The organism is Prevotella sp. E13-17 (genome assembly GCF_022024035.1).
Lineage (GTDB): Bacteria > Bacteroidota > Bacteroidia > Bacteroidales > Bacteroidaceae > Prevotella.
Genome location: NZ_CP091787.1, coordinates 728,714 through 754,784, shown reverse-complemented (window position 1 = coordinate 754,784; position 26,071 = coordinate 728,714). Strand labels below are relative to the sequence as shown.

Here is a 26,071-nt window from a genome sequence, read left to right as displayed (position 1 = left end):
TTCATTCCCTTTTTACATTATTTCTTGTTATTCATTACCTTCAGCTTATCAATGTTTAGCTCGCCCGAGCCGTGAGCACTGCTCGTGAACGTCTCTACGTTTCCATATAGAGTGATATCGCCTGAGCCCACCAGCCGTGCATCGACCATCTTTGCATCGTCGAACTTCATCTTTATGTCGCCCGAGCCCACCAGTTCCATGGTGGACATCAGCGTTCTTACCTTCTCTACGTCCACGTCGCCCGAGCCTACGAGCTTCACATTGATTTGGTCGCAGATGACATTCTTGAACTCTACATCACCCGACCCCACCAGGTTGATATCGAGAACATCGGTATCGAGCAGTCCGACACACTCAAAATCACCAGAGCCATTCAGTTTGACACCAATCAAATCGGGCGACATCACCGTGACTTTCACATCATCACTGCTTGCATTTCCGAAATGAAACAGGTGGTTGGTGCCCTTCATACGAATCAGCAGCTTGTGGTTCTTGACCTCCGTCTCCACCTTGTCAACAACATCTTTGGGGGCCTCAACCTTCACCTCAAACGAGTCGCCTTGCATATATGTCACGTCCATACTGCCCAACATCTCGATCTTTTCGAAGTCCTTCACATGTTTTCTTGATTCAGTTATGCGTGATTCTTGCTTGTAGTCAAAATGGCACGACGAGCATGCTGCAAACATGCCCACAGTCAATAGCATCAACATCATTTTCTTCATACGCCAATACATTATCTTGTTTGTTACTTTTTATCTGTTAGACGCAATTATAAACTGATTAGTTGCAAAGGTATTAAAAAAATGATTATCTTTGCATCGAAATGACAAATTTACCCACAGAATTCATCCACTCCACACGTCAGCTGATGGGCAACGAGCGTTTCGAACGTTTCCTTCATTCGTTCGAAGAGCCTTCACCAGTCAGCATCCGACTGAATACCTTAAAGAGCAATGGGCTCATAGCTATCAGTGGCGAGCAAGTGCCCTGGTGCCAAGGGGGCTACTACCTGCAGAGTCGCCCTAACTTCACCTTCGATCCTCTGTTCCACGCTGGTTGTTACTATGTGCAGGAAGCCGCATCCATGTTTCTCGACGAGGTGATCCGACAGCACCTTCCCGCCCTGTTGAGGGCCAATGGAGGTGGACTTGCCCTTGATCTCTGCGCTGCTCCTGGCGGCAAATCGACATTGCTTCGCACTGCTCTGCCTGCCGATTGGACACTCTACAGCAACGAGCCGATGCGCGGACGTGCCAGCATCCTGCTGGAAAACATCACGAAATGGGGCCATGAGCGCCACCACGTCACCAACCTCTACCCAAAGGACTACCGCAAGTCAAAGATGAAGTTCGACCTCATCCTCTGCGATGTGCCCTGCTCGGGCGAAGGCATGTTCCGCAAGGACGAAGCCACCATCGGCGAATGGAGTCCACAGAACGTAGAGCGCTGCTGGCAGTTGCAGCGCGACATTGTCGGCGATGCGTGGACATGTCTCAACGAGGGGGGACTGTTAATATATAGTACCTGTACATTTAATACTAAAGAGAACGAAGAAAACATCCGCTGGATCATTGACGAGCTGGGTGCCGACGTGTTGCCCGTAGTCACAAAGGCAGAATGGAACATCACCGGTTCGCTGCTCGAAGGGTTCACCTATCCCGTCTATCGCTTCATACCAGGCATCACGCGTGGCGAGGGGCTCTTCATGTGCGTCCTTCGCAAGAAGGGCCACCTCCCTGCATCGGCCCCATCAAAGAAAGCGAATGCCGACATCCTGAAGGTTCTTACGCCGCCTGTCTCTACAGAAGGGATGACAGCCGAACGTGTCGAACTCACCTACCAACAGGCCATCGCCTATCTGCGTGGCGAAGCCTTGGTGCTGCCTGCCGCCACCCCTCGTGGCATCGTTGCAGTGGCATTCCAACAGCATATCCTTGGCACCATGAAGAACATTGGCAGCCGTGCCAACAACCTCTACCCTAAGGAGTGGCGCATCAGAACCACCCACACCCCCGACACCTATGTCCCCATATTAGGATGACCGACGAACAGATAGCGAGGAAAAAGCAATACGCAGGAGCAAAGAAGCCCTCCATGAAACGGCGAGACGACCATCACGACTACTGTGAGCGCCGCATGTATATGATCACCATCGAGACAGAAGGGCGGAGCCCCATCTTCGGCAAGCTTGAAGGAGCCCCATTTGCACCTGCCGGCAGCGAGAAAGCGCCACGCATAGAACTGACTGAGCTTGGAAAGGCCGTTCAAAGCGAGTGGATGGGCATTCACGGCTATTACCCCCAAATAGAGGTGAAGGGCATCCAGATGATGCCCGACCACCTTCATGGCATCCTCTTTGTCACCGCCCCACTGCCCGTACACCTGGGGCAGGTCATCTCCGGCTTTAAGGCTGGATGCCGCAAAGCGCAGCGAGCACTCGAGCAAGCGGCCACACGGATGGCAGCGGCAAAGCCGCTACCTACAGGAAGAAGCGCAACCTCCCAGCTACCCGCTATCCCCCCTCCCGAGCCGCCCGCTTCTCAGCAGGCAGCTCCCCAGCAGGCGGCTCCCCAGCAGGCGGCGGCTTCCCAGCAGGCGGCGGCTTCCCAGCAGGCGGCGGCTTCCCAGCAGGCGGCGGCTGTGCCGTCGCTCCCTTATCGCCCGCTTTTCGCAAAGGGCTACAACGACCTCATCCTCCGCTCCTACGACGAGCTATCTGCTTGGATCAACTACCTCCACGACAACCCGCGGCGCCTGATGATGAAACGCGCCCGCCCCGAGCTGTTGCGCCCTTTCTTCAACCTCCGCATAGACACGCAATGCTATAGCGGCATCGGCAACCGCCAGTTGCTGTCGGCACCTTGCCGCATGGCCGTCCGCTTGTCGCGCCGACTGTCCGACAGCGACATCGAGCGCGAGATTGGCAGCCACCTTGAGGCTGCACGACAAGGGGCCGTGCTGGTATCGCCTGCCATCTCGCCTGGCGAGAAGCGCGTCATGCGGGCCGCCTTCGATGCCGGTTTGCCCACCATCGTGCTCATGGAAAACGGTTTTGGTCCTTTATCGAAACCACACGGAGAGCAGTTTTATGCCTGTGCGAAAGGCACACTGCTCATGCTGTCGCCATGGGAGCACCACAACGACAGAAGGAAGCTTACAGCCCACCAATGCCAGCAGCTGAACCTGATGGCACTGGAAATAGCTTCTTTAAAACAACATCACTAGTAATGGGATAGATATCATGGATAGCAGCGTGGTGATAAACGTCACCTCGGCTATCAGCGTGGTGTCGCGCTGGTACTTCAGACAAAGGATGGTGCCATAGGTGGCCACGGGCATGGCTATGACCACGGTGTTGATGCTTGTCACATAGGGATCGAAGCCCAGCGCCAGACAGAGGAAGTGCACACCCACGGGCAGCAGCACCAGTCGGAACAGCGTGGTGCCATAGACCGTCATGTTGCCCATCAGGGCGCGCAGCGGCAGCTGCGACATCGACGAGCCGATGATCAGCAGGGCCGCCGGCACGGTGATGTTACCTATCATGGTCAGCGGTTGGCTCACATAGGCAGGTATGTTATCAATGCCCAGCGCCACGATCAGCATAGACAGATAGGCCGAGAGCATGGGTGTGCTGTAGAGCACCTTCTTGTTGAACCGCTCACGGTCGCTACCCTGACCGCCTGTGATCATCATCGTACCGATGGTAAAGACGGCAAACGTGTTCACCACGTTGAGCACGGCGGCATAGAACACCGCCTGTTGACCGAAGATGCTGGCCACCACTGGATAGCCCATAAAGCCCACATTGCCAAACACCAGTGCGAAGGCCACGATGCCGCGGTCACCGGCATTCTTGGTGAGCACACGCGAGAGCCCCCATGCCAACAGCGTCAGCACCACATAGGTAAAGGCGCTGATGCCCAGCAGCGGCAGGATATACCTACGATCGGGCATGTCGCCAGTCATAGACGACGCCAGAATCAAGGCCGGACAAGTCCAGTTGATGACCAGACTCGACAGTTTGCGATCGAACTCACCTCCCATATATCCCAGTTTGCCGGCGGCATATCCCACCACAACAATGACAAACAGGGTCATCATCACTTCCAACATACGCTATCCTTGTTTTCTCTAATTTGGCTGCGAAAGTAACTAAATTCCCGTTACTATCCAAGTTTTTACTTCTTTTTTTCATGCTTTTGCCGCCCCATACAGGCACTTTCATGCGAGAATAGCTTCGGTTGTGGCCAGCAACAGTTTTGAGTTTGACTCCAATCCAGGGGCCAGAAACGATGATTCCAGCCCCTGGATTGACTCTGTCCAGCCCCTGAAAGTGTGACGTCTAGCCCCTGGAACTATCATCTCCAGCCCCTGGAATGCAGACAAAAGTGGCACTCTTGCAGAGCAAAGGGGGCACTTTTATAAAAGAAGAGTGCCACTATCCGAGGGGAATTGTGGCACTCTTATGATACCAATGCGAATGAATGGCTACTTCATAGGCATACGGGAATTTATGATTTCTCCTTCCCTTTGAACGACTTCACCTTCATACCGAGTTTGCCAGGCATGATGGCATTGAGCAGGATGCCAACAAGGGCAGCGATGGCCAGTCCCGACAGGTGGATGGGACCAAAGGCGATGTCGTCGTTGGCGCCATATTTCACACCGATGGCCAGCACCAAGATGAGCGCTGCCACAAACACGTTGCGCGAGCTCTTCAGGTCAACCTTCTCCTCCACCAGGTTGCGCACGCCGACAGCCGATATCATACCGTAGAGTATCAGGCTCACACCACCGATGGTGGCTGCAGGCATGAGCTGCACCAGACAGGCGAACTTAGGACAGAAGGCCAGGATAATGGCCAGACAGGCGGCAATGCGAATCACTTTGGGATCGAACACCTTTGTGAGGTTCAGCACACCTGTATTCTCGCCATAAGTGGTATTGGCTGGGGCACCAAAGAGCGATGCGACAGCCGTGGCCAGACCATCGCCCGTCAGTGTGCGGTGCAGGCCGGGGTTGGAAAGGAAGTCTCTGTCCACCGTAGAACTGATGGCAAACATGTCGCCAATATGCTCCATGATGGTAGCAAAGGCGATGGGCATGATAGCCAAGATAGAAGACAGCATGAGCGTGGTGTTACCATCCTCGAACACGGCCAGAATGGTGCGCTCTTTGGCAATGGGGAAGCCAACCCAAGCAGCTTCGCCAAGAGGTGTGAAGTCAACTTCACCCATCAAGGCGGCAATGACATACGACACCACAACGCCCAACAGCACAGGGATAATCTTAATAATACCCTTGCCCCACACAGACGAGGTGATGACGGTGACGATAGAGATGATGGCCAAGGCCCAGTTGGTCTGACAGTTAGCAATGGCCGAACCCGACAGAACCAGACCAATAGCAATCACGATGGGACCTGTGACTACCGGTGGGAAGAAGTTTAATATTTTCTTGACGCCAAAAGACTTGATGAGCGCTGCCATGACGAAATACAAGAGTCCCGCGCAGGCCACACCCATACAGGCATAGTCGAGCGCCAACGACTCGGAGAGTCCCTGAGCCACGCCCATCTCCTTGACCGAGGCATAACCGCCCAGAAAAGCAAACGACGAACCAAGAAAGGCAGGCACGTTCCACTTGGAAATGAAATGAAACATCAACGTACCGATACCGGCAAACAACAAGGTCACAGAGACATCAAGACCAGTAAGAAGCGGTACGAGTACGGTGGCGCCAAACATGGCAAAAAGGTGTTGCACACCAAGCACCATCATGCGTGGCAGACCAAGCTGACGGGCATCATAAATAGCATTTTGCTGTTCCATTATTTTAGATTTAGTTTCAATTTGGCTGCAAAGTTACATCATTATTACGAAACGACCAAACAAAAGTCACATCGGATGTATAACCGAAAATACAAGGATGATTATTTGGCAGTGTCTGCTTTTTTATGTATTTTTGCACTCCAAACAATACCATTATGAAACAATATCTGGATATTCTGAACCGCATTCTGACCGAGGGTACGGAGAAGGGTGACCGCACGGGTACGGGCACCATCAGCATCTTCGGCACGCAGAGTCGCTACGACCTGAGCAAGGGCTTCCCACTGTTGACGACCAAGAAGCTGCACCTGAAGAGCATCATCTACGAACTGTTGTGGTTTCTTCAGGGCGACACCAACGTGCGCTATCTGCAGGAACACGGGGTCAGAATATGGAACGAATGGGCCGACGAGAATGGCGAACTGGGACCGGTGTATGGACACCAGTGGCGCTCATGGCCCGACTACGACGGTGGTGCCATTGACCAGATCAAGTATGTGTTGGACCAAATCAAGAACAATCCGAACTCTCGTCGCATGATTGTTTCGGCATGGAACGTGGCCGAGGTCAACAAGATGGCGTTGCCGCCATGTCACACCATGTTCCAGTTCTATGTGGCCGACGGCAAACTGTCTTTGCAACTCTACCAGCGTTCGGCCGACACTTTCCTTGGTGTGCCCTTCAACATTGCGTCTTATGCCCTGTTGTGCATGATGATGGCACAGGTCACAGGACTGCAGCCCGGCGAGTTTATCCACACCACCGGCGACACACACCTCTACCTGAACCACCTGGAACAGGCACGTCTGCAGCTGACTCGCGAGCCGCGACCACTGCCCACCATGAAGATCAACCCCGACGTGAAGGATCTCTTCGCTTTCAAGTTCGAAGACTTCCAGCTGGAGAACTACGATCCATGGCCACACATTAAAGCCGAAGTATCTGTCTGACAATGCTATACTCCATAAGGGAGGAGACTTTTTAAATATGATTTCAATGATTGCTGCCGTAGCCAAAAATAGGGCTATCGGCTTTGAGAATAAACTGATATATTGGTTGCCCAACGACCTAAAGCGCTTCAAGGCGCTGACCACGGGCCACACCATCGTGATGGGACGACGCACCTTCGAGAGTCTGCCTAAAGGAGCACTGCCCAATCGCCGCAACTGCGTGCTGTCAACATCGGTCAGCCAACTGCCTGGCTGTGAGTGTTTCAAAAGCTGGGACGACTTCATCAAGACATGCGCCCCTGACGAAGACATCTATATCATTGGTGGCGCCAGCCTCTATCGCAACTTGATCGACAAGGCCGACCGCCTATGTCTGACCGAAATAGACGATGTGCCGGCACAGGCCGACACATTCTTCCCCGACTACAGCCAGTGGAAAGAGAAAGCGCGCGAACAACACTCGACCGACGAGCGCCATTCGCACGCTTATGCTTTTGTTGACTATGTACCGGCTTAAACTTCCTCTTCCTCGGCGTTGATCATGTCAACGATGGGGAGCGGACGGTCTATGGGCGAGTGGAACGAGATGAGGCTCTCGCTACGCGCCAATCCCAGAGGCTGCAACTTGTCGTGAACAAAGGTGAGCAGGTGGTGGTTGTTCAAGGCGTAAACCTTGATAAACAAGTCATAGTTACCTGTAGTATAGTGGCACTCCACTACCTCAGGCATACCTTTCAGTTTCTCTACCACCTCGTCGAACGATTCGGGATTCTTCAAGTTCAGGCCAATGAAAGCGCAAGTCTCGTAGCCCACCTTCTCAGGATCAATCACGAACTGCGAGCCTTTCAAAATGCCCATATTGGTCAGTTTCTGGATGCGCTGGTGAATAGCAGCACCACTGACATTGCATGCGCGAGCAACTTCCAGAAAAGGAATGCGCGCATCTTCAGAAATAAGTTTCAGTATTTGCTTATCTAAGCGATCAAGTTTCTGATTTGCCATATCTTATATAATGTATTATCCGTGCAAAGATAATATTTTTTTTCCATTTGTACAAATACTTTATAGTCATTTTTTACATAAATGTTTCAAATCAAAACATTTATGTTCTATTTTTCGCTGGCAGAATAGTTGATTTTCAACGCATAAGTTTTCTTCAACGCCTTCTTCACGTCCGTAATCAAACCCACGGGCACTTGCTTGTCGGCCTTGATGGTGACAGTCATGTAGGCTTGGTCATCACTGGCCATTTTGGCACGCTCTGCCTCTACGTATTTCTCTACATCGGCCAGCTTCACCAGTTTATCGTTGATTTGAATGCTGTATTCGTCGGGGGCGGCACCAGGCTGGCGACCAATAAAGATGTAGCAGTTGGCGGCCTTGTGGGTCAGCTGTTGCAATTCTCGCCCCTGCGGTATGGTGTATTGCACCTTTTCCTCGGCACTACGCATGTGGGTCACCAGCATAAAGAAGAACAGCACCGTGAAAATCAGGTCTGGCAGCGAGGCGGTGTTCAGCGTGGGCACATCGGGACGCGGCTTCTTTCGGAAAGAATAGCGATTGAATCTCATTTCTCACCTCCTTCCTCTGTCTCGCTGCGGTCACTGATACGCTGAGGATAGACCATCTGGACAGCTTCACGCTCTTCAGGCGTGCATTTGGTCAGCGGACGGCCAAAGTGCTGCAGTGCCAGCTGGTTGCGCAGGTGCATATAGCCACGGGCTATGGCATTCTGCATCTGGAAATAGGCATCATAGGTAGCACCGCGGTCGGCATCAATCATGATGACGTGCTTGTCGCTGACCTCGCAAAGTCCAAACAGGTTTACCTCGCGGCGACTCTTCTCTGGCAGCGAGGGAGCGTTGTTCGTATTGGCCACGAACTCCTCTACACGCTCAGTCAGCGCCTCGGGGGTGATTGCCTCATCATTACAAGTAAGACGGTTGTCGGCATCCAGTTTCAGTACCAGGGCATTGCGTTGCTTCACCACCAACTCCTGCACCTGAGCGCTCTCCTCGGGAGGGGGCAATTGGCGAGGCATCACCTTGTCCACATCGTCCATCGATGAGGCAACGAGGAAGAATATCAGCAACATGAAAGAGATGTCAGCTGTCGATGTGGTGTTCAATTCGGGTACGTCCCTCTGCTCTCGTCTTCGAAACATGATCAATTACTTTAGTTTACGTCCCAACCCCGTGGCGCTGATCACAACACCCAAGACTGCTATCAGCATCAGCACAACCGATGTCCAAATGAGCATGTCGCTGACGCGCAACCAGAACTCATCATCAAACGTACGGCCATTGATGGTCAGCGGTGTGGTGTCGGCCAGAAAATAGGTCAGCGTCAGGATGATCAACATGCCTGCTGCTACGCCCAGCATCAGCGGTGTCACACGTACATGACGCAGTGCCGACCACAATGCAAGCCCAATGCCCACGGCCAACAGGATGTAGATGGTATAGAGTATGACGTCTATCATTTCCCTTGCTTTGACTTTTGTTCTGAGATAATATCAAGCAGCGAAACAGCCGATTCTTCCATCTGCGAGGTCAGATGCTCTATCTTAGAAAGAATGAAGTTATAGAACAACTGCAGAATCAGCGCAACGATAATACCAAAGATGGTGGTAATCAGGGCTACCTTCATGCCCGATGCCACAATCGTGGCATTGGTATCGCCAGCCTCTTGTATCTGGTCGAAGGCCATCACCATACCGATCACGGTACCCAAGAAACCCAACGAAGGGGCGATGGCAATAAACAGACGTATCCACGAACAGCCCTTCTCCAACTTGGCTGTCTGTACCGAGCCATAGCTCATCACAGATCGTTCGATGGTGTCCATGCTGTCTTTCACATGCATCAGTCCCTGATAGCAGATGCTGGCAACAGGACCGCGTGTGTTACGACACAGGGTCTTGGCGCCCTCTACATCGTCGGATTCCACCTTCTTCTCGATGTCCTCCAACAGTTTCTTTGCGTTGATTTCCGACAGTGTCAGATAGATGATGCGCTCAATGCAGACAGCCATGCCCAGCACCAGTGCAATGGCTACCAGCGACATAAAGCCGGCCGTGCCTTCCACAAACTTGGTCTTCAGCTGCTGGTGGAAACTCATGTCGCCATCGGCCATCTCCTGCAAGGCAGCCATATCCTCTTCGCCAACCATCTCTTCGACAGAGATATTAGCCAGACTGTCTTGCGCCATGATTTCGCCTGCGGCGATGGTCAGCAGGAGTACGACAAGTATAAACAAAAACTTTTTCATAATCTTTTTTCGTTTTGCGTGGCAAAGGTAATAATAATATTTCAAAAGATGTCGTAATTAAAAAGAAAAATAGTACCTTTGCCGCGTCAATGGAGATAAAGAAGAGCGATAAGGCTGATTTGGAAGGCAAGCGCACCGAACGGTTCCTGCTGGGACTGATTGTTGCGTTGGCTTGCTTGTTCGTGGCATTAGAGTACACGATAACCCCCGACGACCCCCTTGACGACCCGGATCTGCTGGAGATGTTGTCCAACGATGAAGACCTCTCGTCGCTGATGAGAACAGAGGATGAGCTGGCGCTGGCGCCCAAGGCTGAGCCAAAGCCCACGATGAAGCTGGTGGTGAAGCCCGACGACCAAACGCAAGACAACAAGCCACAGACGGACGAAGAGCCTGTAGAGACTGACCTCAGCAGCGACATGGATGCCGTGGATGACGAGATGGAACCGCCTCCCCCACCCGACGAAGAGGCTGTGAGTTTCCGAGTGGTTGAGGATCTGCCACAGTTTCCCGGTGGTCCGGTGGAGTTTATGAAATGGCTCACACGCAACCTGAAATATCCTGCCAACCTGCAACAAGCCAAGAAACAAGGTAAGGTGGTGGCAGAGTTCATCGTCAACAAAGACGGTTCGGTGACCGACGTCAAGGTGGTTTCTTCTTTTCATCCAGCCTGCGATCACGAGGTACTGCGCGTACTGCGCACCATGCCCCGCTGGACTGCCGGCATTCAGGATGGAAAGCCCTGTCGCACCAAGGTGTGCATCCCCGTAATATTTAAATTGTAAAAAAAGCAATAGAGATTATGTTGAACGCAAACGACATTCTAAAGAAAGTAAACGCCGCCCTCGACGGCATGAGCTATGACCGAAAGCCCACATCACTCTACGACCCCATCAGCTATGTGCTGTCTCTTGGAGGAAAGCGCATCCGTCCGGTGCTGATGCTCCTTGCCTACCAACTATACAAAGACCAGCCCGAAGACATCATGATGCCCGCCTTGGGTTTGGAGACCTATCATAACTACACCTTGCTGCACGACGACCTGATGGACAATGCCGACCTGCGTCGCGGTCATAAGACGGTGCACAAGAAGTGGGATGCTAACAAGGCCATCCTCTCGGGCGACTCGATGCTGGTGCTGGCCTATCAGCGCATGATGCAATGTGATGCGCGACATCTGCAGGCCGTACTGGAGGTGTTCACCGAAACAGCACTCGAGATTGGCGAAGGACAAGAGTACGACATGACCTTCGAGACGCGCAACGACGTCACCGAAGAAGAATATATTGAGATGATTCGCTTGAAGACCAGCGTACTACTGGCCTGTGCCACCAAGATTGGAGCCATCCTGGCCGATGCCTCCGAAGAGGACACTTATCATCTCTATAAGTTTGGCGAGCAGCTGGGATTAGCATTCCAACTGCAAGACGACCTGCTCGATGTGTATGGCGACCCCGCAGTTTTTGGCAAAGCTATTGGCGGTGACATCACCTCCAACAAAAAGACCTACATGCTCATCAATGCAGTGAACCGCGCCAACGATAAGCAGCGCAGCGAACTGATGCACTGGATTGAGGCTAAGGAGTTTGACCGCGAGGAAAAAGTACATGCCGTGACAGCGCTCTACGACGAAATTGGCATTCGTCAGCTGTGTGAGGAAAAAATCAACTACTACTTCAACGAATGTCGCAAGTATCTGGCTAAGGTCAACGTCAGCGAAGAACGTAAACAACTGTTGCTGAACTATACCGACGAGATGATGAAGCGCAAGAAATAGATGATGGACTTAAACTTCATTGATACGCATATACACATCGATGGCGAGGAGTTTGATGCCGACCGCCAAGAGGTGATGGATCGTGCTCGTGAAGCAGGAGCCACCGCCCTCTTCATACCAGCCATCGATCTTGCTTCTTCACAACGTATTCTGGCACTTTGCGACCGTCATCCGGATTTCCTCTACCCAATGGTCGGACTGCATCCTGAGGAGGTGCATGCCGACTGGCAAGAGCAGTTGAGAGCGATACGCCAACTGCTGGATGCCAACAGGCAAAAGGTACTGGCTATAGGCGAGGTGGGACTGGACTTCTACTGGAGTCGGGAGTTTGAGCAGGAACAACTGGAAGCCTTCGAGGAACAGGTCCGTTGGTCTGTAGAAACCAGACTGCCACTGATGATTCATTGCAGAAAGGCACAAAACGAGATGATTGCCATTCTAAAGCGCTATGCCGACGAATTGCCAGGCGGTGTGTTTCACTGCTTCACAGGCAACGAGATAGAGGCGCGCGAGCTGCTACAGTTCCCGCAGTTTGTGTTGGGCATCGGTGGTGTATCTACATTTAAAAAGAGTCATCTGCCCGAGGTTCTGCCAGCAGCTGTCCCACTCGACCGTCTGGTACTGGAAACCGATGCGCCCTATATGGCGCCCGTTCCCATGCGTGGACAACGAAACGAGAGTGCCTATATTCCACACATTATCGCACTTTTAGCCAAGAGCTACGGCGTGAGCGAAAAGGAGATTGGCAGGCAGACTACAGAAAATGTGGAAAGAGTGTTTAAGGCAAAATAAATAATCACTTTTATTTTGTGTTTTGCTCACTAATTAGTATCTTTGCACTCGCATTGTAAAAGGAGAGGTGCTCGAGTGGTTGAAGAGGCACGCCTGGAAAGCGTGTAACCGGCAAAACCGGTTCGCAGGTTCGAATCCTGTTCTCTCCGCAAACAAAAAAACGTCAAGCATGAGCTTGGCGTTTTTTCTATTGCGTTGACAACAGGTTCTCACGGTTCTTTCAGTCGCTTTGCTTTGTGAAAGCGCCCTTACAGGTCGAGCACGAATCCTGTTCTCTCCGCAAACAAAAAACGTCAAGCATGAGCTTGGCGTTTTTTCTATTTAAAATTTATATTGCAGTCCAGCAGAGAAGATACCACGTTCGCCAACACCCGCCTCAACAAAACCACGCAAACGCTGACTTCCCACTTCTATGCCTAAAAGCGAACACTGGAAGTTGACAACGGCATCGGTGTTGCTATAGTCTGTTCCACCTGCTGCATCATCTTTCTGACTCTCATTGAGGAAACTGACACCAACACCCAACTTTGAATACATGCCAAAGTTCTTTTTGCGCAACCAATCGAACTTAGCCGTAGGAATGATGCTGAAGTTATGACGCTTGGCCACGCCCGTCTTTTGCGTACTTCGTGCGCCGGTATTATTATCCTTTACCGTGACAAACATATCGCGACTCATTCCGTTGTAGGCCATGATGCCACCCAGGCCAATGACTCTATTAACATGATAATAATACTCCACAGCAACCGTCGGATAATAGGACGCATCGCCATAGGTGTATTTCTGACTCTCAAGACTGTAGCCCCCCGTCAATATAGGCAGTACCACATTGGTAGTTACAATCTCTACAGCATCGCCGATAGCACCAATAATCTCCGTATTAGCACCAACACCAACCGAGACGCCAACCTCATGTTTGGTGTCGTAATACTTGTGAGTCTGAGCATGAACAGTGGTGGTTGCCAGCATCAATGCAACAAATACAAACAACAGTTTCTTGATATTTCCCATGATTATACACATTATTAATTAGTTACTTTTCTCAATGAAAAACCCGTAAAGAAACAGGCTTCGGCTGCAAATATACAAAACTATTCCGAAATAAATCATAAAATAACACGTTATAATAAAGTAATGGCATATATTTTTTGTATATTTGCCGTCAATTTCGGAATAAACAATGAGAAGAACCGTTCTGTTATGCCTGTTGTCGGTCTTCACCCTATGGGCGAAGGCCCAAGACAGTGAGACCGCATTCAACTTCCTGCGGTTGCCTGTCAGTGCCCATGTTGCTGCGCTGGGCGGTGACAATGTGTCGATAGACGAAGACGATGCCTCACTGGTATTCCACAACCCCGCCCTTATCAACAATGTGACAGACCGCACCATGAACCTGAACATGATGACGTATATGCAAGGGACGCTCACTGGTTCGGCCTCTTATACGCGTGCTTTAGGCGAAAGAAGCACATGGGGAATACAGGGACGCTTCATCTCGTTCGGAGAGATGAAACAGACCACCTACGACCATCAAGAGACTGGCACTTTCCGTGCCAACGATTTTGCATTGGGTGGCACCTTTGCTTACGGACTTTCCGAACATCTCAGCGGTGGCATCACTGCCAAGTGGGCAGCCTCATATATTGGCAACTATAACTCAATGGCAGTGGCTGTTGACCTGGGACTGCACTACTTCGACGAAGCGTCACAATGGGGCATCGGTGCTGTGGCACGCAACCTGGGTGGGCAGATTAAAGCCTACGAAGACGACTTCGAGCGCATCCCACTCGACCTGCAACTGGGTGTCACCAAACGACTGATTGGTTCGCCCCTGCGCTTCTCGGCAACACTGGTACGACTGAACGACTGGGAATATGGCATTGGCAAGCACGTGGTGCTCGGTGCCGACCTGTTGCTCACCGATCAGTTTTATGTTGCCGCTGGCTATAATGGCATGCGTGCCTCAGAGATGAAGATCAACGCCGGCGAAGATACATCCTCACACGGTGCTGGTTTGTCATTGGGTGCAGGTATGTCGTTAGAGCGCCTCAAGTTGCACGTTGCCTATGGCAAATATCATGTTAGTAGCACTTCATTAATCATTAATTTCAGCTATACACTATGAAAAAGATTACGATAGCCATCGATGGCCACTCATCATGTGGTAAGAGCACGATGGCAAAGGCACTGGCTCGCAAACTGGGCTATATCTATGTAGATACCGGTGCCATGTACCGTTCGGTCACCCTCTATGCCTTGCGCAACAATCTGTTTTGCGAGGATGGCAGCATCAAGACCGACGAGTTGAAACAACAGATGGCCAACATCAGCATATCGTTCCAACTAAATGCTGAGACCGGCCGCCCTGACACCTACCTCAACGGTGAGTGCGTGGAACAGGAGATTCGTTCGCTGGAGGTGAGCAACCATGTGTCACCCATCGCCACACTGGGTTTTGTGCGCGAGGCAATGGTGGCACAACAGCAGCAGATGGGCAAGGACAAAGGCGTCGTGATGGACGGACGCGACATCGGCACCGTGGTGTTCCCCGATGCCGAACTGAAGATCTTTGTGACCGCCTCGGCCGAGGTTCGTGCACAGCGTCGCTTCGATGAGTTAAAGGAAAAAGGAATGCCTGCCGACTATGCCGACATTCTGAAGAATGTGCAGGAGCGCGACTACATCGACTCTCATCGTGAGGTGTCGCCCCTTCGTCAGGCTGACGATGCCCTCTTGCTCGACAACAGCCACATGACCATTCCCGAGCAAGACGAATGGTTGATGGAGCGCTATAACGAGGCCATCAACAAATAAGAAAAGGTACTCTTAAAACCATAAAGGACCATTCCCGTGACCCACGCCAAGGTGACGCCCCGCGAGAATGGCCCTTTTTATATGTTCCTTTGCCAGAGCAACAGCCTCGGTCAGTGATGCACCTTTGGCTAAAAAGGTTGCTATAGCACTTGAGAGCGTACACCCCGTTCCATGCAGGTTGGTCGTTGCAATTTTAGCCGAAGAGAACACTCGTTGTGCGCCATCAGCCAGATACAGTCTGTCGGTCATCTCCTCGCCATCAGCATGACCGCCCTTCACAAGATAGGCGACGCCAGCGTCATGCAATGCCTGCAGATCGAGCACAGCAGCCTCAGGGATGTTCGGTGTGACAAGTGTGCAGAGCGGCATTAAGTGGTGCTGCACATACGATATACAATCATCTGTCATCAACCGCGTGCCACTTGTAGATATCATGACTGGGTCATAGACAATGTTTTCACAAGCGAACCTTTCCAACACCTCCACAATACCTTCCGCCACCTCCCTATTAGGAACCATGCCAATCTTCACAGCCTTGACGTCGAGGTCAGACAAGACCGACGTCATCTGGCTCATCACCACCTGCTGAGGCACAGCCATCACATCTTGCACCCCCATGGTGTTCTGCGATGTGACCGCCGTTATCACCGTGGCCCCATAGCATCCCAACGCCGTGATGGTTTTCAAGTCTTGTTGAATGCCGGCACCAGCACTGCTGTCACTGCCTGCTATGCTCAGTACTATCTCCATGCGTCGCCCAGTATCATGGCTCCTCCGAAGCCCATTTCCATCACCTCTTCCACTCTGTCAAACGTCACGCCACCCAGCGCCATCACACGTTCGTCGATGATTCCCTTTGCTCTGGCTTCTGCTATCTGTTCACGCGTAAAAGCAGAGCGATACCCTTCTTTCGAAATACTGTCAAAGATGGGGCTCAGGCACATATAGTCATAGGGCTTGCGACGACACTCGGCCAACTCTTGGAACGAGTGACACGAAATGCTGACAGTCCCAGTCCATCCTGCCGGTGGCTGCGGATTGCGACTGTTCAAGTGGACGCCATGTAAATGACATACTACGGCCAACTGATGATGATCGTGCAACACCAGCCGGTCGTAGATGTCACCTGGCAACGCTATTAGTAATCGCATCATCTCTTCACGACTGGCTTGTGGCTTTCTGATATGCACTAAGTCAGCCCTGCCGCTGTGCAGCAGTTCGGTGATGCGCTCTGCTTCACCATCAAAGAAGTCTGGACGGGTTATAACAATTGTCATACGGCACGATTAACATAATCGAACGAAGCATCCCAATCTTTCCACACAGGCTCGCGCCCCAACTCTTTCAGTCGGGCGTTGATCACCCTGGCCGTGCGCTCATCGCTCACCGAGAACTGCTCCAGTGCCTGTGGATAGGTGTGGTAGCCACCAGGATTCACATGGCTTTCTGCCGACATGGTGGTCACACCCAGCGTACACATGTTGTCACGTATATAAGCAGGCTCACGGGTAGAGTAAGAGATATCCACGTCGTGATCGAAGATACGCATGGCGAAGGTGGACTGTGCCAGCTCACGATCGGTCATGAAGCAGTTAGGCTGGAACCCCTCGTTCTGTGCCGGGCGCATGCGAGGGAAGTTGATAGAGTACTTGGTGCGCCAGTAGTGCTTCTGCAAGTAGCGCAGGTGGTGAGCCATCATCGTCACGTCGGTACGCCACTCTTTCTCCAGTCCAATGAGTACGCCCATACCGATGGAGTGCACACCAGCCTGTCCCATCCGGTCGAACCCATCGCAGCGCCACTCAAAACGACTCTTCATGCCACGTGGATGATACAGCTGATAGTGCTCACGGTTATAGGTCTCCTGGAAACAGATGACACCGTTCAGTCCATGGTGTGTCAGTTCCCGATAGTCTTCCATCTTGAGTGGCATCACCTCTATCTTGATGTTCGAGAAGTATCGCTTGGCGATATCAATGGCCTTGGCCAGATAGGGCACGCCCGCTTTGGCAGGATTCTCGCCCGTGACCAGCAGTATATTCTCGAAAGGCGCCAACTGCTTGATGGCCTTATACTCATCCTCAATCTGCTCGGGGGTGAGAATTGTGCGCGCCATCGGGTTCTCGCGGTGGAACCCGCAATAGACACATGAGTTAGAACACGAGTTAGTGATGTAGAGGGGAATAAACATCGACATGGTGCGCCCGAAGCGCTCCTCGGTGTAACGGCGTGACAGTCGGGCCATCGTCTCCAGATAAGGCTCGGCAGCGGGCGAGAGCAAAGCCATGAAGTCGTTCACGTCCAGACGACTCTTACCTAATGCCCGGCGCACGTCGGCATCGGTCATCCGTGCAATACGCTCGGTCGTCTCGTCCCAGTTGATATTCTTTAGTTCGTCAGAAAACATATCTCTTTCATTTTGATTTACAAGGTCGGAAGGCATATTCCTTCAGTTCATGTATCGTTGGGTGCTCGCCGCAAAGAGCACAGTCGTCTCGTTGTCCGAAGTCAAAGCGCTGCCACCGCATGGTCAGCGCATCGAAGGTGAGAAGGGCGTTGGTGAGCAACTGCCCCACCCCAGCCAGATACTTCACACACTCAGTAGCCTGAACCGTGCCCAACATGCCGGCAACAGCCCCCAGCACGCCCACCATGGCACAGGTTTCCACGTCCTCTTTAGCTGGCGGTTCAGGAAACAAGCATCGGTAGCATGCAGAACCAGGCACATGAGTCATCAGCTGCCCGCTGTAACGACTGATGCCACCCATACAGAAGGCCTTGCCCAGCATCACACAAGCATCGTTGACCAGATACTTCGTGGCAAAGTTGTCGGTACCATCGATGACAAAATCATACGGCTCTATCAGGTTCATGGCATTGGCCTCGTTCAGATAGAGTTCATACGTATGCACGCTTACATCAGGGTTCAGAGCCTCGATGCGTTCGCGTGCCACCTCCACCTTCGGGCGATTGATATCCCTTGTGCTGTGCAACACCTGTCGTTGCAGATTGGTGATACTCACGCTATCGCCATCCACCACGCCCATCGTGCCGACCCCGGCAGCAGCCAGATAGAGAGCCACTGGCGACCCCAGGCCACCGGCACCGACCAGTAGCACTTTTGACTGCAACAGACGTTCTTGAGCCTCAGCACCAAAGCCCTCCAGTATCAAGTGACGGTTATAACGCCTGCGTTGTTCGTTGGACAGTTCCATCGGTCTTCAGTCGTTTACTTCTTCAATCGTCTCAAGTCGTGCGTCAGCTTGGCAGCACAGAAGTTCGGACCGCACATCGTACAATACTCGCCATCGGTGTGCCCTGCCTCTTCAAAGTATTTCAAGGCCAGTTCTGGATCGAGCGAGAGGTGGAACTGATCGCGCCAGCGGAACTCAAAGCGCGCCTTCGAAAGTGCATTGTCGCGAATGCAAGCCCCCGGATGTCCTTTTGCCAAGTCGGCAGCATGGGCCGCAATCTTGTAGGCAATGATACCAGCACGCACATCGTCCTTGTTAGGCAGTGCCAAGTGCTCCTTAGGCGTCACGTAGCACAGCATGGCCGTGCCCAACCAGGCAATCTGTGCCCCACCGATGGCACTGGTGATGTGGTCGTAGCCCGGCGCAATGTCGGTGACAATCGGACCGAGCGTGTAGAAAGGTGCCTCATGGCACTTCACCAACTGGCGTTCCATGTTCTCACGAATCTTGTGCATAGGCACATGACCTGGCCCTTCGATAAAAGCCTGCACGTTCTTGTCCCACGCGCGCACCACCAATTCGCCCATGGTGTCGAGCTCCGCAAACTGTGCCGCATCGTTGGCATCGGCAGTGCAGCCCGGTCGCAAGCCGTCGCCCAGCGACAAGGCCACATCATACTTAGCCACGATGTCACAGATGTCATCGAAGTGTTCGTAGAGGAAACTCTCCTTGTCGTGCAGCAGACACCACTTGCTCATGATGCTTCCGCCACGGCTCACGATGCCACACAGGCGACTGTCGGCCAGGTGAACGTTATGACGACGGATACCGGCATGAATCGTAAAATAGTCCACGCCCTGCTCACATTGTTCTATGAGCGTGTCGCGATAGACCTCCCACGACAGGTCTTCCACCTTGCCATCCACTTTCTCCAGTGCCTGATAGATGGGCACCGTGCCGACGGGCACCGGACAGTTACGCAGAATCCATTCGCGCGTCTCATGGATATGATTGCCTGTAGAGAGGTCCATCAGCGTGTCGCCACCCCACTTACACGACCACACAGCCTTGTCCACCTCCTCGTCGATAGACGATGTCGTGGCCGAATTGCCGATGTTCGTGTTGATCTTCACGGCAAAGTTCCGACCGATGATCATCGGTTCACTCTCAGGATGATGGATGTTGGCAGGAATGACGGCACGCCCGCGAGCCACCTCATCGCGCACATATTCCGGTGTGATATGCGTTTTGATGCCCAGTGACTCGCAGTTCATATTCTCACGAATAGCCACATACTCCATCTCGGGAGTGATGATGCCCGCCTTGGCACAAGCCATCTGAGTGACGCCCATGCCTTTCTCCCTGCGTTCGTCGATCCACTGTTGGCGCATGCGTGGCAGTCCCTTTTTCAGGTCCACCTGATAGTTAGGGTCCGTGTAAGGACCGCTGGTGTCATATATATATATAGGTGCGTTGGTTTCTTTGTGTGTCTTTCCCTTTTTGTCTCGTGTCACAGTGGGTGTCAGGTTCACCTTGGTCATGCCCACCTTCACACTGGGATAAATGGTGCCTTGCATATAGGCCTTCTCACGTTGAGCGTAAGCTTTATGGTCGTTGATCATACTCCTGAATAATTAAGCGTTAAGAAAAGCAGTAAGAGGACTCGTGGCCTCAGCACATTCGGCAATAGCTCCAAGGCCAGCCTCGTAGGCCTGACGTCCTGCTATCACCGCCTGACGGAAGGCATCCGCCATCCTGACGGGGTCGCCTGCCACGGCAATGGCCGTGTTCACCAAGCAGCAGTCGGCACCCATCTCCATGGCTTCGGCTGCATGACTGGGTGCACCGATGCCTGCATCGACCACCACCGGCACGGTTGCCTGGTCAATGATGATCTGCAGGAAGTCCTTCATGCGCAGTCCCTTGTTGGTGCCGATGGGTGCTGCCAGGGGCATCACAGTGGCTGCGCCTGCCTCCTCCAGATGTTTACACAATGTGGGGTCAGCCTGACAGTAAGGCAGAACCACGAAGCCGAGCTTCACCAGCTGCTCGGTGGCCTTCAGCGTCTCCACCGAGTCGGGCAGCAGATAGCGCGGATCGGGATGTATCTCCAGTTTCAGCCAGTTGGTGCCAAAGGCCTCGCGGGCCATCTGTGCAGCAAACACGGCCTCTTCGGCATTGCGCACCCCCGAAGTGTTGGGCAGCAACTGTATATTTTTGTTCTGCGTGATGTGCGTCAGAAGGTCGTCATCCCTATCACCCAGTTCGATGCGTTTCATGGCCACCGTCACCATTTCCGTCTCACTTGCCTTGATAGCCTCTGCCATCAGGGTGTTGTCGTTAAACTTTCCCGTTCCCAGGAACAGACGTGAGCTGAACTCACGACCTGCGATTACCAATTTACTCATGATCTACAATCTTTATCAATCTTTTCATTTCATCGACAGGGTCAACCGCATTGATGACGGCGCCACTGAGGGCAATGCCCGTCACACCTGTCTTTATGATGTCGGGCACATCGGCAGCCGTGATGCCTCCAATGGCAACAATCGGCAGGTTGATATGCTCGCTCTTCATCTTTTCCACAATCTGTCGGTAGCCCTCCAGTCCCAACACCGGCGACAAGCGCTCTTTGGTGGTGGTGAACCGAAAGGGCCCGCACCCTATGTAGTCGGCTCCTGCCTCAGCATGTGCTTTCACGTCGTCGAACGTATTGGCGGTGCCACCAATGATATAGTCGGGACCCAACAGACGGCGTGCCTCGGCTATCGGCATGTCGCTCAGTCCCAGATGCACACCGTCGGCATGCAGTTCTTTCACCAGTTCCACGTGGTCGTCGATGATAAACGTGGCGCCGGCGCTGCGACACATCAGCTGTGCCAGTCTTGCCGTACGCCGCACCTCATCGACAGGCGCATTCTTCATGCGCAGCTGCACCCATCGGCATCCGCCTTGCAGGGCCAGAGCAATCGTGTCCAAATAATTATACTGGTCGTTGTAATGACTAATAAACTGTATCATCCGCCACAAGCAGCTTTAATAATTATCACTTCGCTACCAGCGTTGAGGCATGTCTCAGCCCACGCTTGTCGCGGTACCATTCTCATCTCCATCGCCATGGCGATGCCCTTTTCAGGCAATCCTAGTTCATGTGCCAGTTCTTCTAATGTAGCAGCCGCTGTCTGCTGTTCTTTCCCATTTAGTCTAATAGTCATACCTCTTAAACAAAAAAACTCGGGCAAAGACCCACTTACGGTCCTTACCCGAGGTTTATACATATCATCAGTGCTCATTCCCTACGGCAGCATTACCTGCATCAGGTCAATGGGTATAATCTCAGCCTCCTGCATTTCTTCTTATTTACAATAAGAAAGGTAAGCAAAAAGCACCCCGAGTAATTTATTCTGCGTGCAAAGGTACGAATAATCTACCAAATTGCAAAGAAAAATCCCGCTTTTCTTTCTTTTTATTATTCTTTTAGTCGAATAGCATCGGCAATGGCTTTCGCCATCTGCCCTGCTCCTTTCTCGTTGGGATGTATCATGTCGTGTGTCATGCTGGCCTCATCGGTGAGCACCGCATGGAGGTCGATGACCGTCAGTTTGTTCTTCTTGGCAACCTGTCGGATGGCGGGAATGACACCGTTCACGATGACAGAGTCGGTGATGCCCCACTTGTCGCGGAAGGCCTTGATAGGCGTACACAGATAGATTTTCGGATTAGACGGCAGTTTGCGCAGTGCGTTGACCATCGTCTGCATGTCGCCCGCAAACTCCTTTGAATGCTTGCTCCAGATGAAATCCTTTGAGTCGTTGGTCCCCAACTTGATGACCACGATGTTGGGTTGGAAAGCCTGCGCGTCGCGCCACGCCTGCTCTATCATGTAGGGATGGTCGCCATTGTTCAGCATGGTGCGTGCTCCCACGCCGTAGTTCTTCACGTGATAGCCCTTGCCCAGCAGTTTCTGCAACTGTGCGGGATAGCCTTTCAGGTCGGCCATGTCAATGCCCGACCCATCGGTGATGCTGTTGCCGATGCATGCCACGCGGATGGCATCCTTGCGGGGGGCCTTGTGTGCATTGAGCCAGGTGGTCAGGTCGTTCAACATCTGGTTGTGATAGGTCCAACTGTCACGGAAGCCAAAGCCGTGGCCACCGGTGGGATAGATATACATGGCGCAGTCGTTGCCTGCACGTCGCATGGACTCATAGTAACGCAGGCAGTTGTTGACGACGGGCACCACCTGGTCGTCGCTGGCGGTGAAGATGACGGCTGGCGGTGTCAGATGGCGGCGCACAGCATTCTGGTTAGACCACTCCTTGACCAGTTGTTCGTTCTCCAGTCCCTCTTTGCCCAAGAAGCCCTCGCTGCTTCCGCGATGTCCCTCACGCGGATTCATCGAGATGACGGGATAGAACAGGATGCTGAAGTTGGGACGACAGTCAAACTCACTATGCGTTGACACAGATGAAGCCAGATGACCGCCTGCCGAGAAGCCCATGATGCCCACATCGTAGGGGTTCACATGCCAGAAGTCGGCAGAGTCGCGCACCATACGTATGGCTGTCTGTGCATCGCTCAGGGGGATATCACGGTCGCCCTTCGGCATGCGATAGGTCAGCACGAAGTAGGCAATGCCCTGCTTATTGAAATACGCAGCCCAGTCGTGTCCCTCGTGCTGCAGAGCCAGATGGCTGTAGCCACCACCGGGACAATCGACCACTGCCCTACCCGTCGGCATGTCGGGCAGATAGGCCACCATGTTTGAAGCCCCGTCGGGCGTGATGTTTACTGTGAACTTGCGTGCAGTCTGTGCCTGCACGGTCATGGCCACCAGGGCGCATGCGAAGAGTAATAGTCGTTTCATTGTTGTTTTTGGTTGTTAGTTACCAACGCGCAAAGGTATGACAAAAATCCCAAACTGCCAAGGTTTTCGGCAGGAAAGTTGGCGGTATAGGGTTGTCCAACCGTGGCTTTGGGGCTGTCAGACGGCAGTCTGGAGAGGGTCGTTTTAAAGTCTAAAAGAGGCGTTTTTAAAGTCTAGAAGTGGCAATTCTAAAGTCTAAAACCGAAGCTATCATTTCTTCTCTAGCCCCTGGATGCTCTACATCCAGCCCTTAGAACAACCGCATCCAGGGGCTAAAACGACTCGTTCCAGGGGCTGGATGCGCCACATCTAGGGGCTGGATGGACATCAAGAGTAAAGCTATTACAACGCAAAAGCGAAACTATAACAAGACGAAAGCAGCACTATAACAAGACGAAAGCGGAACTATAACAAGACAAAAGCAGAACTATTGAAAATGAAAAGAGGTCGTGTAACAGACACGACCTCATGCACACTTGGAGCGCCTGTGGCGCACGATATAATTTTACTTCACAAACTCTGATGGTATATCAGGCATGGCACCATTCTGCGTGCAGACATAGGCCGAAACCTGAACGGCGGTGCGATGTGCCTCGGGCACACACTTGCCATTGAGGATAGAACCCACGAAAGAACCCGTGAACGAGTCGCCGGCGCCAACGGTGTCGGCCACCTTCACCTTCGGGGTCTCCTGGAACGACATCTGACCAGGTGTGAACACATACGAGCCATTGGTACCGCAAGTCAGCACCAACATGTCGAGGTTGTACTTGCCGAGGATGAGCCAGCACTTGTTTTCCATATCAAGACCGGGATAGCCAAACATGCGTCCTATCAATACCAGCTCCTCGTCGTTGATCTTCAAGATGTTGCAACGCTGCAGAGACTCCTTGACAATCTCCATCGTGTAGAACTGCTGACGCAGGTTGATATCGAAAATCTTCAGACAGTCAGCAGGGGTGTCGTCGAGGAACTTCTGGATGGTCGTGCGGCTCACCACGTTGCGCTGTGCCAGTGAACCGAAGCACACGGCACGGCAGTTTTTGGCAATCTGACGGATATCCTCATCGTAGGGGATGTTGTCCCATGCCACATTCTCCTTGATGTCATAGCTGGGGATGCCCTGTTCATCGAGCTGCACCTGTACGGTTCCCGTTGGATAGGGCACACGAGGCAGCAGGTCGTTCAGGTTGTGTTCGCGCAGTGCATCCAGTGTCTCTTCAGCCAGACGGTCTTCGCCCAGCGCACTCACGGCAATCGTGTTGTCCATGCCCAGGAACTGTCCGGCATGATAAGCGAAGTTGGCAGGGGCGCCACCCAGTTTCTTGCCTTCGGGAAGCACGTCCCACAGGACCTCGCCGAGTCCTACTACATAACGTTTCTCATTCATAGTTCTATGCGGTTTTTAATTGTTTGATATAGGTGAAGAGATAGAGCACACCGACTGCCATGACCAGTACGGCACCAGCCTGTCCGAAACCGTCGCTGGCGAAGCCCATCAGCAGCGGGAAGATGGTGCCGCCAAAGAGTCCCATGATCATCAGTCCGCTCACCTCGTTTTGTTTGTCGGGCATCGACTCAAGGGCAGTGGCGAAACACATCGAGAACACGTTCGAGTTGCCATAGCCAACCAGGGCGATGGCGAGATAGAGTTCCCACTGTGCCTGACCGATGAACAGCAACAACATGGACAAGGCCATCATCGAGATGCTGACGATAAAGAAAGTGCGCATCTTCAACACACGCAGGAAGAACGATCCCGTCAGACAGCCCACGGTGCGAAAGATAAAGTATAGCGACGTGGCAAAGGCAGCCTCATTAAGCGTCATGCCAAGACGTTCCATCAGAATCTTTGGTGCCGTGGTGTTGGTACCCACATCGATACCCACATGGCACATGATGCCCAGAAACGACAACAGCACGATGGGCGTGCCCAACAGTTTCAGGCACTCCATAAACGAGGAGGCCTTGCCCTCGGTGGCGGGTTCGTCGATAGGCGTCACAAACAACAAGACGGTGGAGAGGACGCCCACCACGAAGAAGATGCCAAACAGCACTCGCCAAGAGAGGTCAAAATCGGGTATCACCTTCGTGGCGCCCCACATAGCCAAATAGGGAGCCGAGAACGAAGCGATGGCTTTCACAAACTGACCGAAGGTAAGCGTAGAAGCCAAGTTGCCTCCGCCCATCACCGTAGATACCAGCGGGTTGAGCGACGTCTGCATCAAGGCATTACCGATACCCAGCAGTGAGAAGGCCACCAACATGATGCCGAAGCTCTCGCCAAACAGAGGCAACAGCAAAGAGACGACCGTAACGACGAGCGAAAGCAGCACAGTCTTCTTGCGCCCTATCTTATTCATCAGCATGCCTGTTGGCACACTAAAGATTAAAAACCAGAAGAATACCAGTGAAGGAAACACGTTAGCCACCGAGTCGCTCAGCGCCAGATCGCTCTTCACATAATTGGAGGCAATGCCCACCAAATCCACAAAGCCCATGCAGAAGAAGCAGAGCATGACGGGAATCAGATAAATAGACTTATTCTGTTTCATATCGTTCAATGTTTT

29 protein-coding genes, 1 tRNA gene and 1 riboswitch are annotated in these 26,071 nt (G+C 52.6%); of the genes, 10 read left to right on the top strand and 20 right to left on the bottom strand.

Translation table 11 applies throughout. The annotated features are described in order from the left end of the window. Positions 1 to 17: 17 nt before the first annotated feature. Positions 18 to 725: a head GIN domain-containing protein gene (locus L6472_RS02700; protein WP_237806950.1), complete on the bottom strand. Its 708-nt coding sequence runs from the start codon at positions 723 to 725 to the stop codon at positions 18 to 20. A gap of 101 nt (positions 726 to 826) precedes the next feature. Here L6472_RS02700 and L6472_RS02695 point away from each other — a divergent pair, with 101 nt between their 5' ends. Beyond that, positions 827 to 2,044 carry a hypothetical protein gene (locus L6472_RS02695; RefSeq protein WP_237806948.1) on the top strand — a complete coding sequence of 406 codons (1,218 nt, stop codon included), beginning with the start codon at positions 827 to 829 and terminating at the stop codon, positions 2,042 to 2,044. A 599-nt stretch (positions 2,045 to 2,643) separates the two neighbouring features. Then, positions 2,644 to 3,228, top strand: a complete 585-nt coding sequence (locus L6472_RS02690; RefSeq protein WP_237806946.1) for a hypothetical protein — start codon at positions 2,644 to 2,646, stop codon at positions 3,226 to 3,228. Here the strand turns inward: L6472_RS02690 and L6472_RS02685 are convergent. After that, positions 3,211 to 4,119: an AEC family transporter gene (locus L6472_RS02685; protein WP_237806944.1), complete on the bottom strand. Its 909-nt coding sequence runs from the start codon at positions 4,117 to 4,119 to the stop codon at positions 3,211 to 3,213. The two genes, L6472_RS02690 and L6472_RS02685, sit on opposite strands and share 18 nt — an antisense overlap. A gap of 398 nt (positions 4,120 to 4,517) precedes the next feature. Next, entirely contained in the window at positions 4,518 to 5,837 is a 1,320-nt protein-coding gene (locus L6472_RS02680) for a uracil-xanthine permease family protein (protein WP_237806942.1), read from the bottom strand. A 155-nt stretch (positions 5,838 to 5,992) separates the two neighbouring features. Here L6472_RS02680 and L6472_RS02675 point away from each other — a divergent pair, with 155 nt between their 5' ends. Further along, positions 5,993 to 6,787 carry a thymidylate synthase gene (locus tag L6472_RS02675; protein ID WP_237806940.1) on the top strand — a complete coding sequence of 265 codons (795 nt, stop codon included), beginning with the start codon at positions 5,993 to 5,995 and terminating at the stop codon, positions 6,785 to 6,787. Between the two features lie 37 nt (positions 6,788 to 6,824). Further along, positions 6,825 to 7,304: a dihydrofolate reductase gene (locus L6472_RS02670; RefSeq protein ID WP_237806938.1), complete on the top strand. Its 480-nt coding sequence runs from the start codon at positions 6,825 to 6,827 to the stop codon at positions 7,302 to 7,304. On the opposite strand, the gene L6472_RS02665 is transcribed toward L6472_RS02670, so the two are convergent. The 5 genes from L6472_RS02665 to L6472_RS02645 form a co-directional block, all read right to left on the bottom strand. Next, positions 7,301 to 7,789, bottom strand: coding sequence for an Lrp/AsnC family transcriptional regulator (locus L6472_RS02665; RefSeq protein WP_237806936.1), 489 nt, complete (start codon positions 7,787 to 7,789; stop codon positions 7,301 to 7,303). The two genes, L6472_RS02670 and L6472_RS02665, sit on opposite strands and share 4 nt — an antisense overlap. Before the next feature lie 107 nt (positions 7,790 to 7,896). Beyond that, complete coding sequence (locus tag L6472_RS02660; RefSeq protein ID WP_237806934.1) at positions 7,897 to 8,358, bottom strand: biopolymer transporter ExbD; 462 nt, start codon at positions 8,356 to 8,358, stop codon at positions 7,897 to 7,899. Then, positions 8,355 to 8,951, bottom strand: a complete 597-nt coding sequence (locus L6472_RS02655) for a biopolymer transporter ExbD (RefSeq protein ID WP_237806932.1) — start codon at positions 8,949 to 8,951, stop codon at positions 8,355 to 8,357. The genes L6472_RS02660 and L6472_RS02655 overlap by 4 nt, the downstream gene beginning before the upstream one ends. Positions 8,952 to 8,957: 6 nt before the next feature. Next, positions 8,958 to 9,269: a hypothetical protein gene (locus L6472_RS02650; RefSeq protein ID WP_237806930.1), complete on the bottom strand. Its 312-nt coding sequence runs from the start codon at positions 9,267 to 9,269 to the stop codon at positions 8,958 to 8,960. Further along, a complete protein-coding gene (locus tag L6472_RS02645) occupies positions 9,266 to 10,057 on the bottom strand; it encodes a MotA/TolQ/ExbB proton channel family protein (RefSeq protein WP_237806928.1) in 792 nt (263 codons plus the stop codon). Before L6472_RS02645 ends, L6472_RS02650 begins: the two co-directional genes overlap by 4 nt. Before the next feature lie 89 nt (positions 10,058 to 10,146). Between L6472_RS02645 and L6472_RS02640 the strand changes: the two genes are divergently transcribed. The 4 genes from L6472_RS02640 (at position 10,147) to L6472_RS02625 (ending at position 12,775) form a co-directional block, all read left to right on the top strand. Further along, positions 10,147 to 10,842 (top strand): energy transducer TonB, encoded by a 696-nt coding sequence (locus tag L6472_RS02640; protein WP_237806926.1) that lies wholly within the window; start codon positions 10,147 to 10,149, stop codon positions 10,840 to 10,842. Between the two features lie 17 nt (positions 10,843 to 10,859). Next, a complete protein-coding gene (locus tag L6472_RS02635; RefSeq protein ID WP_237806924.1) occupies positions 10,860 to 11,834 on the top strand; it encodes a polyprenyl synthetase family protein in 975 nt (324 codons plus the stop codon). Continuing rightward, positions 11,835 to 12,626, top strand: coding sequence for a TatD family hydrolase (locus L6472_RS02630; RefSeq protein ID WP_237806923.1), 792 nt, complete (start codon positions 11,835 to 11,837; stop codon positions 12,624 to 12,626). Positions 12,627 to 12,687: 61 nt separating this feature from the next. Beyond that, positions 12,688 to 12,775 (top strand) — tRNA-Ser (locus L6472_RS02625). A 172-nt stretch (positions 12,776 to 12,947) separates the two neighbouring features. Here the strand turns inward: L6472_RS02625 and L6472_RS02620 are convergent. Continuing rightward, a complete protein-coding gene (locus L6472_RS02620) occupies positions 12,948 to 13,637 on the bottom strand; it encodes a hypothetical protein (RefSeq protein ID WP_237806921.1) in 690 nt (229 codons plus the stop codon). Between the two features lie 169 nt (positions 13,638 to 13,806). Between L6472_RS02620 and porQ the strand changes: the two genes are divergently transcribed. Continuing rightward, positions 13,807 to 14,751: a type IX secretion system protein PorQ gene (gene porQ, locus L6472_RS02615; RefSeq protein WP_237806919.1), complete on the top strand. Its 945-nt coding sequence runs from the start codon at positions 13,807 to 13,809 to the stop codon at positions 14,749 to 14,751. Continuing rightward, the gene (gene cmk / locus L6472_RS02610) at positions 14,748 to 15,440 is read left to right on the top strand and encodes a (d)CMP kinase (protein ID WP_237806917.1); all 693 of its coding nucleotides are present in this window, start codon (positions 14,748 to 14,750) and stop codon (positions 15,438 to 15,440) included. The genes porQ and cmk overlap by 4 nt, the downstream gene beginning before the upstream one ends. Before the next feature lie 12 nt (positions 15,441 to 15,452). Here the strand turns inward: cmk and thiD are convergent, their stop codons facing one another. The 11 genes from thiD to L6472_RS02555 all read right to left on the bottom strand — a co-directional run bounded on the left by thiD (position 15,453) and on the right by L6472_RS02555 (position 26,056). Further along, positions 15,453 to 16,190: a bifunctional hydroxymethylpyrimidine kinase/phosphomethylpyrimidine kinase gene (gene thiD / locus L6472_RS02605; RefSeq protein ID WP_237806914.1), complete on the bottom strand. Its 738-nt coding sequence runs from the start codon at positions 16,188 to 16,190 to the stop codon at positions 15,453 to 15,455. Continuing rightward, a complete protein-coding gene (locus tag L6472_RS02600) occupies positions 16,181 to 16,717 on the bottom strand; it encodes a thiamine phosphate synthase (RefSeq protein ID WP_237806912.1) in 537 nt (178 codons plus the stop codon). The genes thiD and L6472_RS02600 overlap by 10 nt, the downstream gene beginning before the upstream one ends. Beyond that, positions 16,714 to 17,847: a 2-iminoacetate synthase ThiH gene (gene thiH / locus L6472_RS02595; protein ID WP_237806910.1), complete on the bottom strand. Its 1,134-nt coding sequence runs from the start codon at positions 17,845 to 17,847 to the stop codon at positions 16,714 to 16,716. Before thiH ends, L6472_RS02600 begins: the two co-directional genes overlap by 4 nt. A 7-nt stretch (positions 17,848 to 17,854) precedes the next feature. Next, positions 17,855 to 18,655 carry a HesA/MoeB/ThiF family protein gene (locus tag L6472_RS02590; RefSeq protein WP_237806908.1) on the bottom strand — a complete coding sequence of 267 codons (801 nt, stop codon included), beginning with the start codon at positions 18,653 to 18,655 and terminating at the stop codon, positions 17,855 to 17,857. 14 nt (positions 18,656 to 18,669) lie between these two features. After that, positions 18,670 to 20,256 carry a phosphomethylpyrimidine synthase ThiC gene (gene thiC / locus L6472_RS02585; RefSeq protein ID WP_237806906.1) on the bottom strand — a complete coding sequence of 529 codons (1,587 nt, stop codon included), beginning with the start codon at positions 20,254 to 20,256 and terminating at the stop codon, positions 18,670 to 18,672. A gap of 12 nt (positions 20,257 to 20,268) precedes the next feature. Next, positions 20,269 to 21,042, bottom strand: a complete 774-nt coding sequence (locus tag L6472_RS02580) for a thiazole synthase (RefSeq protein WP_237806904.1) — start codon at positions 21,040 to 21,042, stop codon at positions 20,269 to 20,271. Continuing rightward, on the bottom strand, positions 21,035 to 21,655 hold the full coding sequence (locus tag L6472_RS02575; protein ID WP_237806902.1) for a thiamine phosphate synthase: 621 nt from the start codon (positions 21,653 to 21,655) through the stop codon (positions 21,035 to 21,037). Before L6472_RS02575 ends, L6472_RS02580 begins: the two co-directional genes overlap by 8 nt. Next, a complete protein-coding gene (thiS, locus tag L6472_RS02570) occupies positions 21,652 to 21,849 on the bottom strand; it encodes a sulfur carrier protein ThiS (protein ID WP_237806900.1) in 198 nt (65 codons plus the stop codon). Before thiS ends, L6472_RS02575 begins: the two co-directional genes overlap by 4 nt. A 61-nt stretch (positions 21,850 to 21,910) precedes the next feature. Then, positions 21,911 to 22,037: riboswitch (TPP riboswitch) on the bottom strand. Between the two features lie 66 nt (positions 22,038 to 22,103). Next, on the bottom strand, positions 22,104 to 23,501 hold the full coding sequence (axeA1, locus tag L6472_RS02565) for an acetylxylan esterase AxeA1 (RefSeq protein WP_237806898.1): 1,398 nt from the start codon (positions 23,499 to 23,501) through the stop codon (positions 22,104 to 22,106). A gap of 505 nt (positions 23,502 to 24,006) precedes the next feature. Further along, a complete protein-coding gene (locus L6472_RS02560; RefSeq protein ID WP_237806896.1) occupies positions 24,007 to 24,891 on the bottom strand; it encodes a carbohydrate kinase in 885 nt (294 codons plus the stop codon). Between the two features lie 4 nt (positions 24,892 to 24,895). Continuing rightward, positions 24,896 to 26,056: an MFS transporter gene (locus L6472_RS02555; protein WP_237806894.1), complete on the bottom strand. Its 1,161-nt coding sequence runs from the start codon at positions 26,054 to 26,056 to the stop codon at positions 24,896 to 24,898. Positions 26,057 to 26,071: the final 15 nt, after the last annotated feature.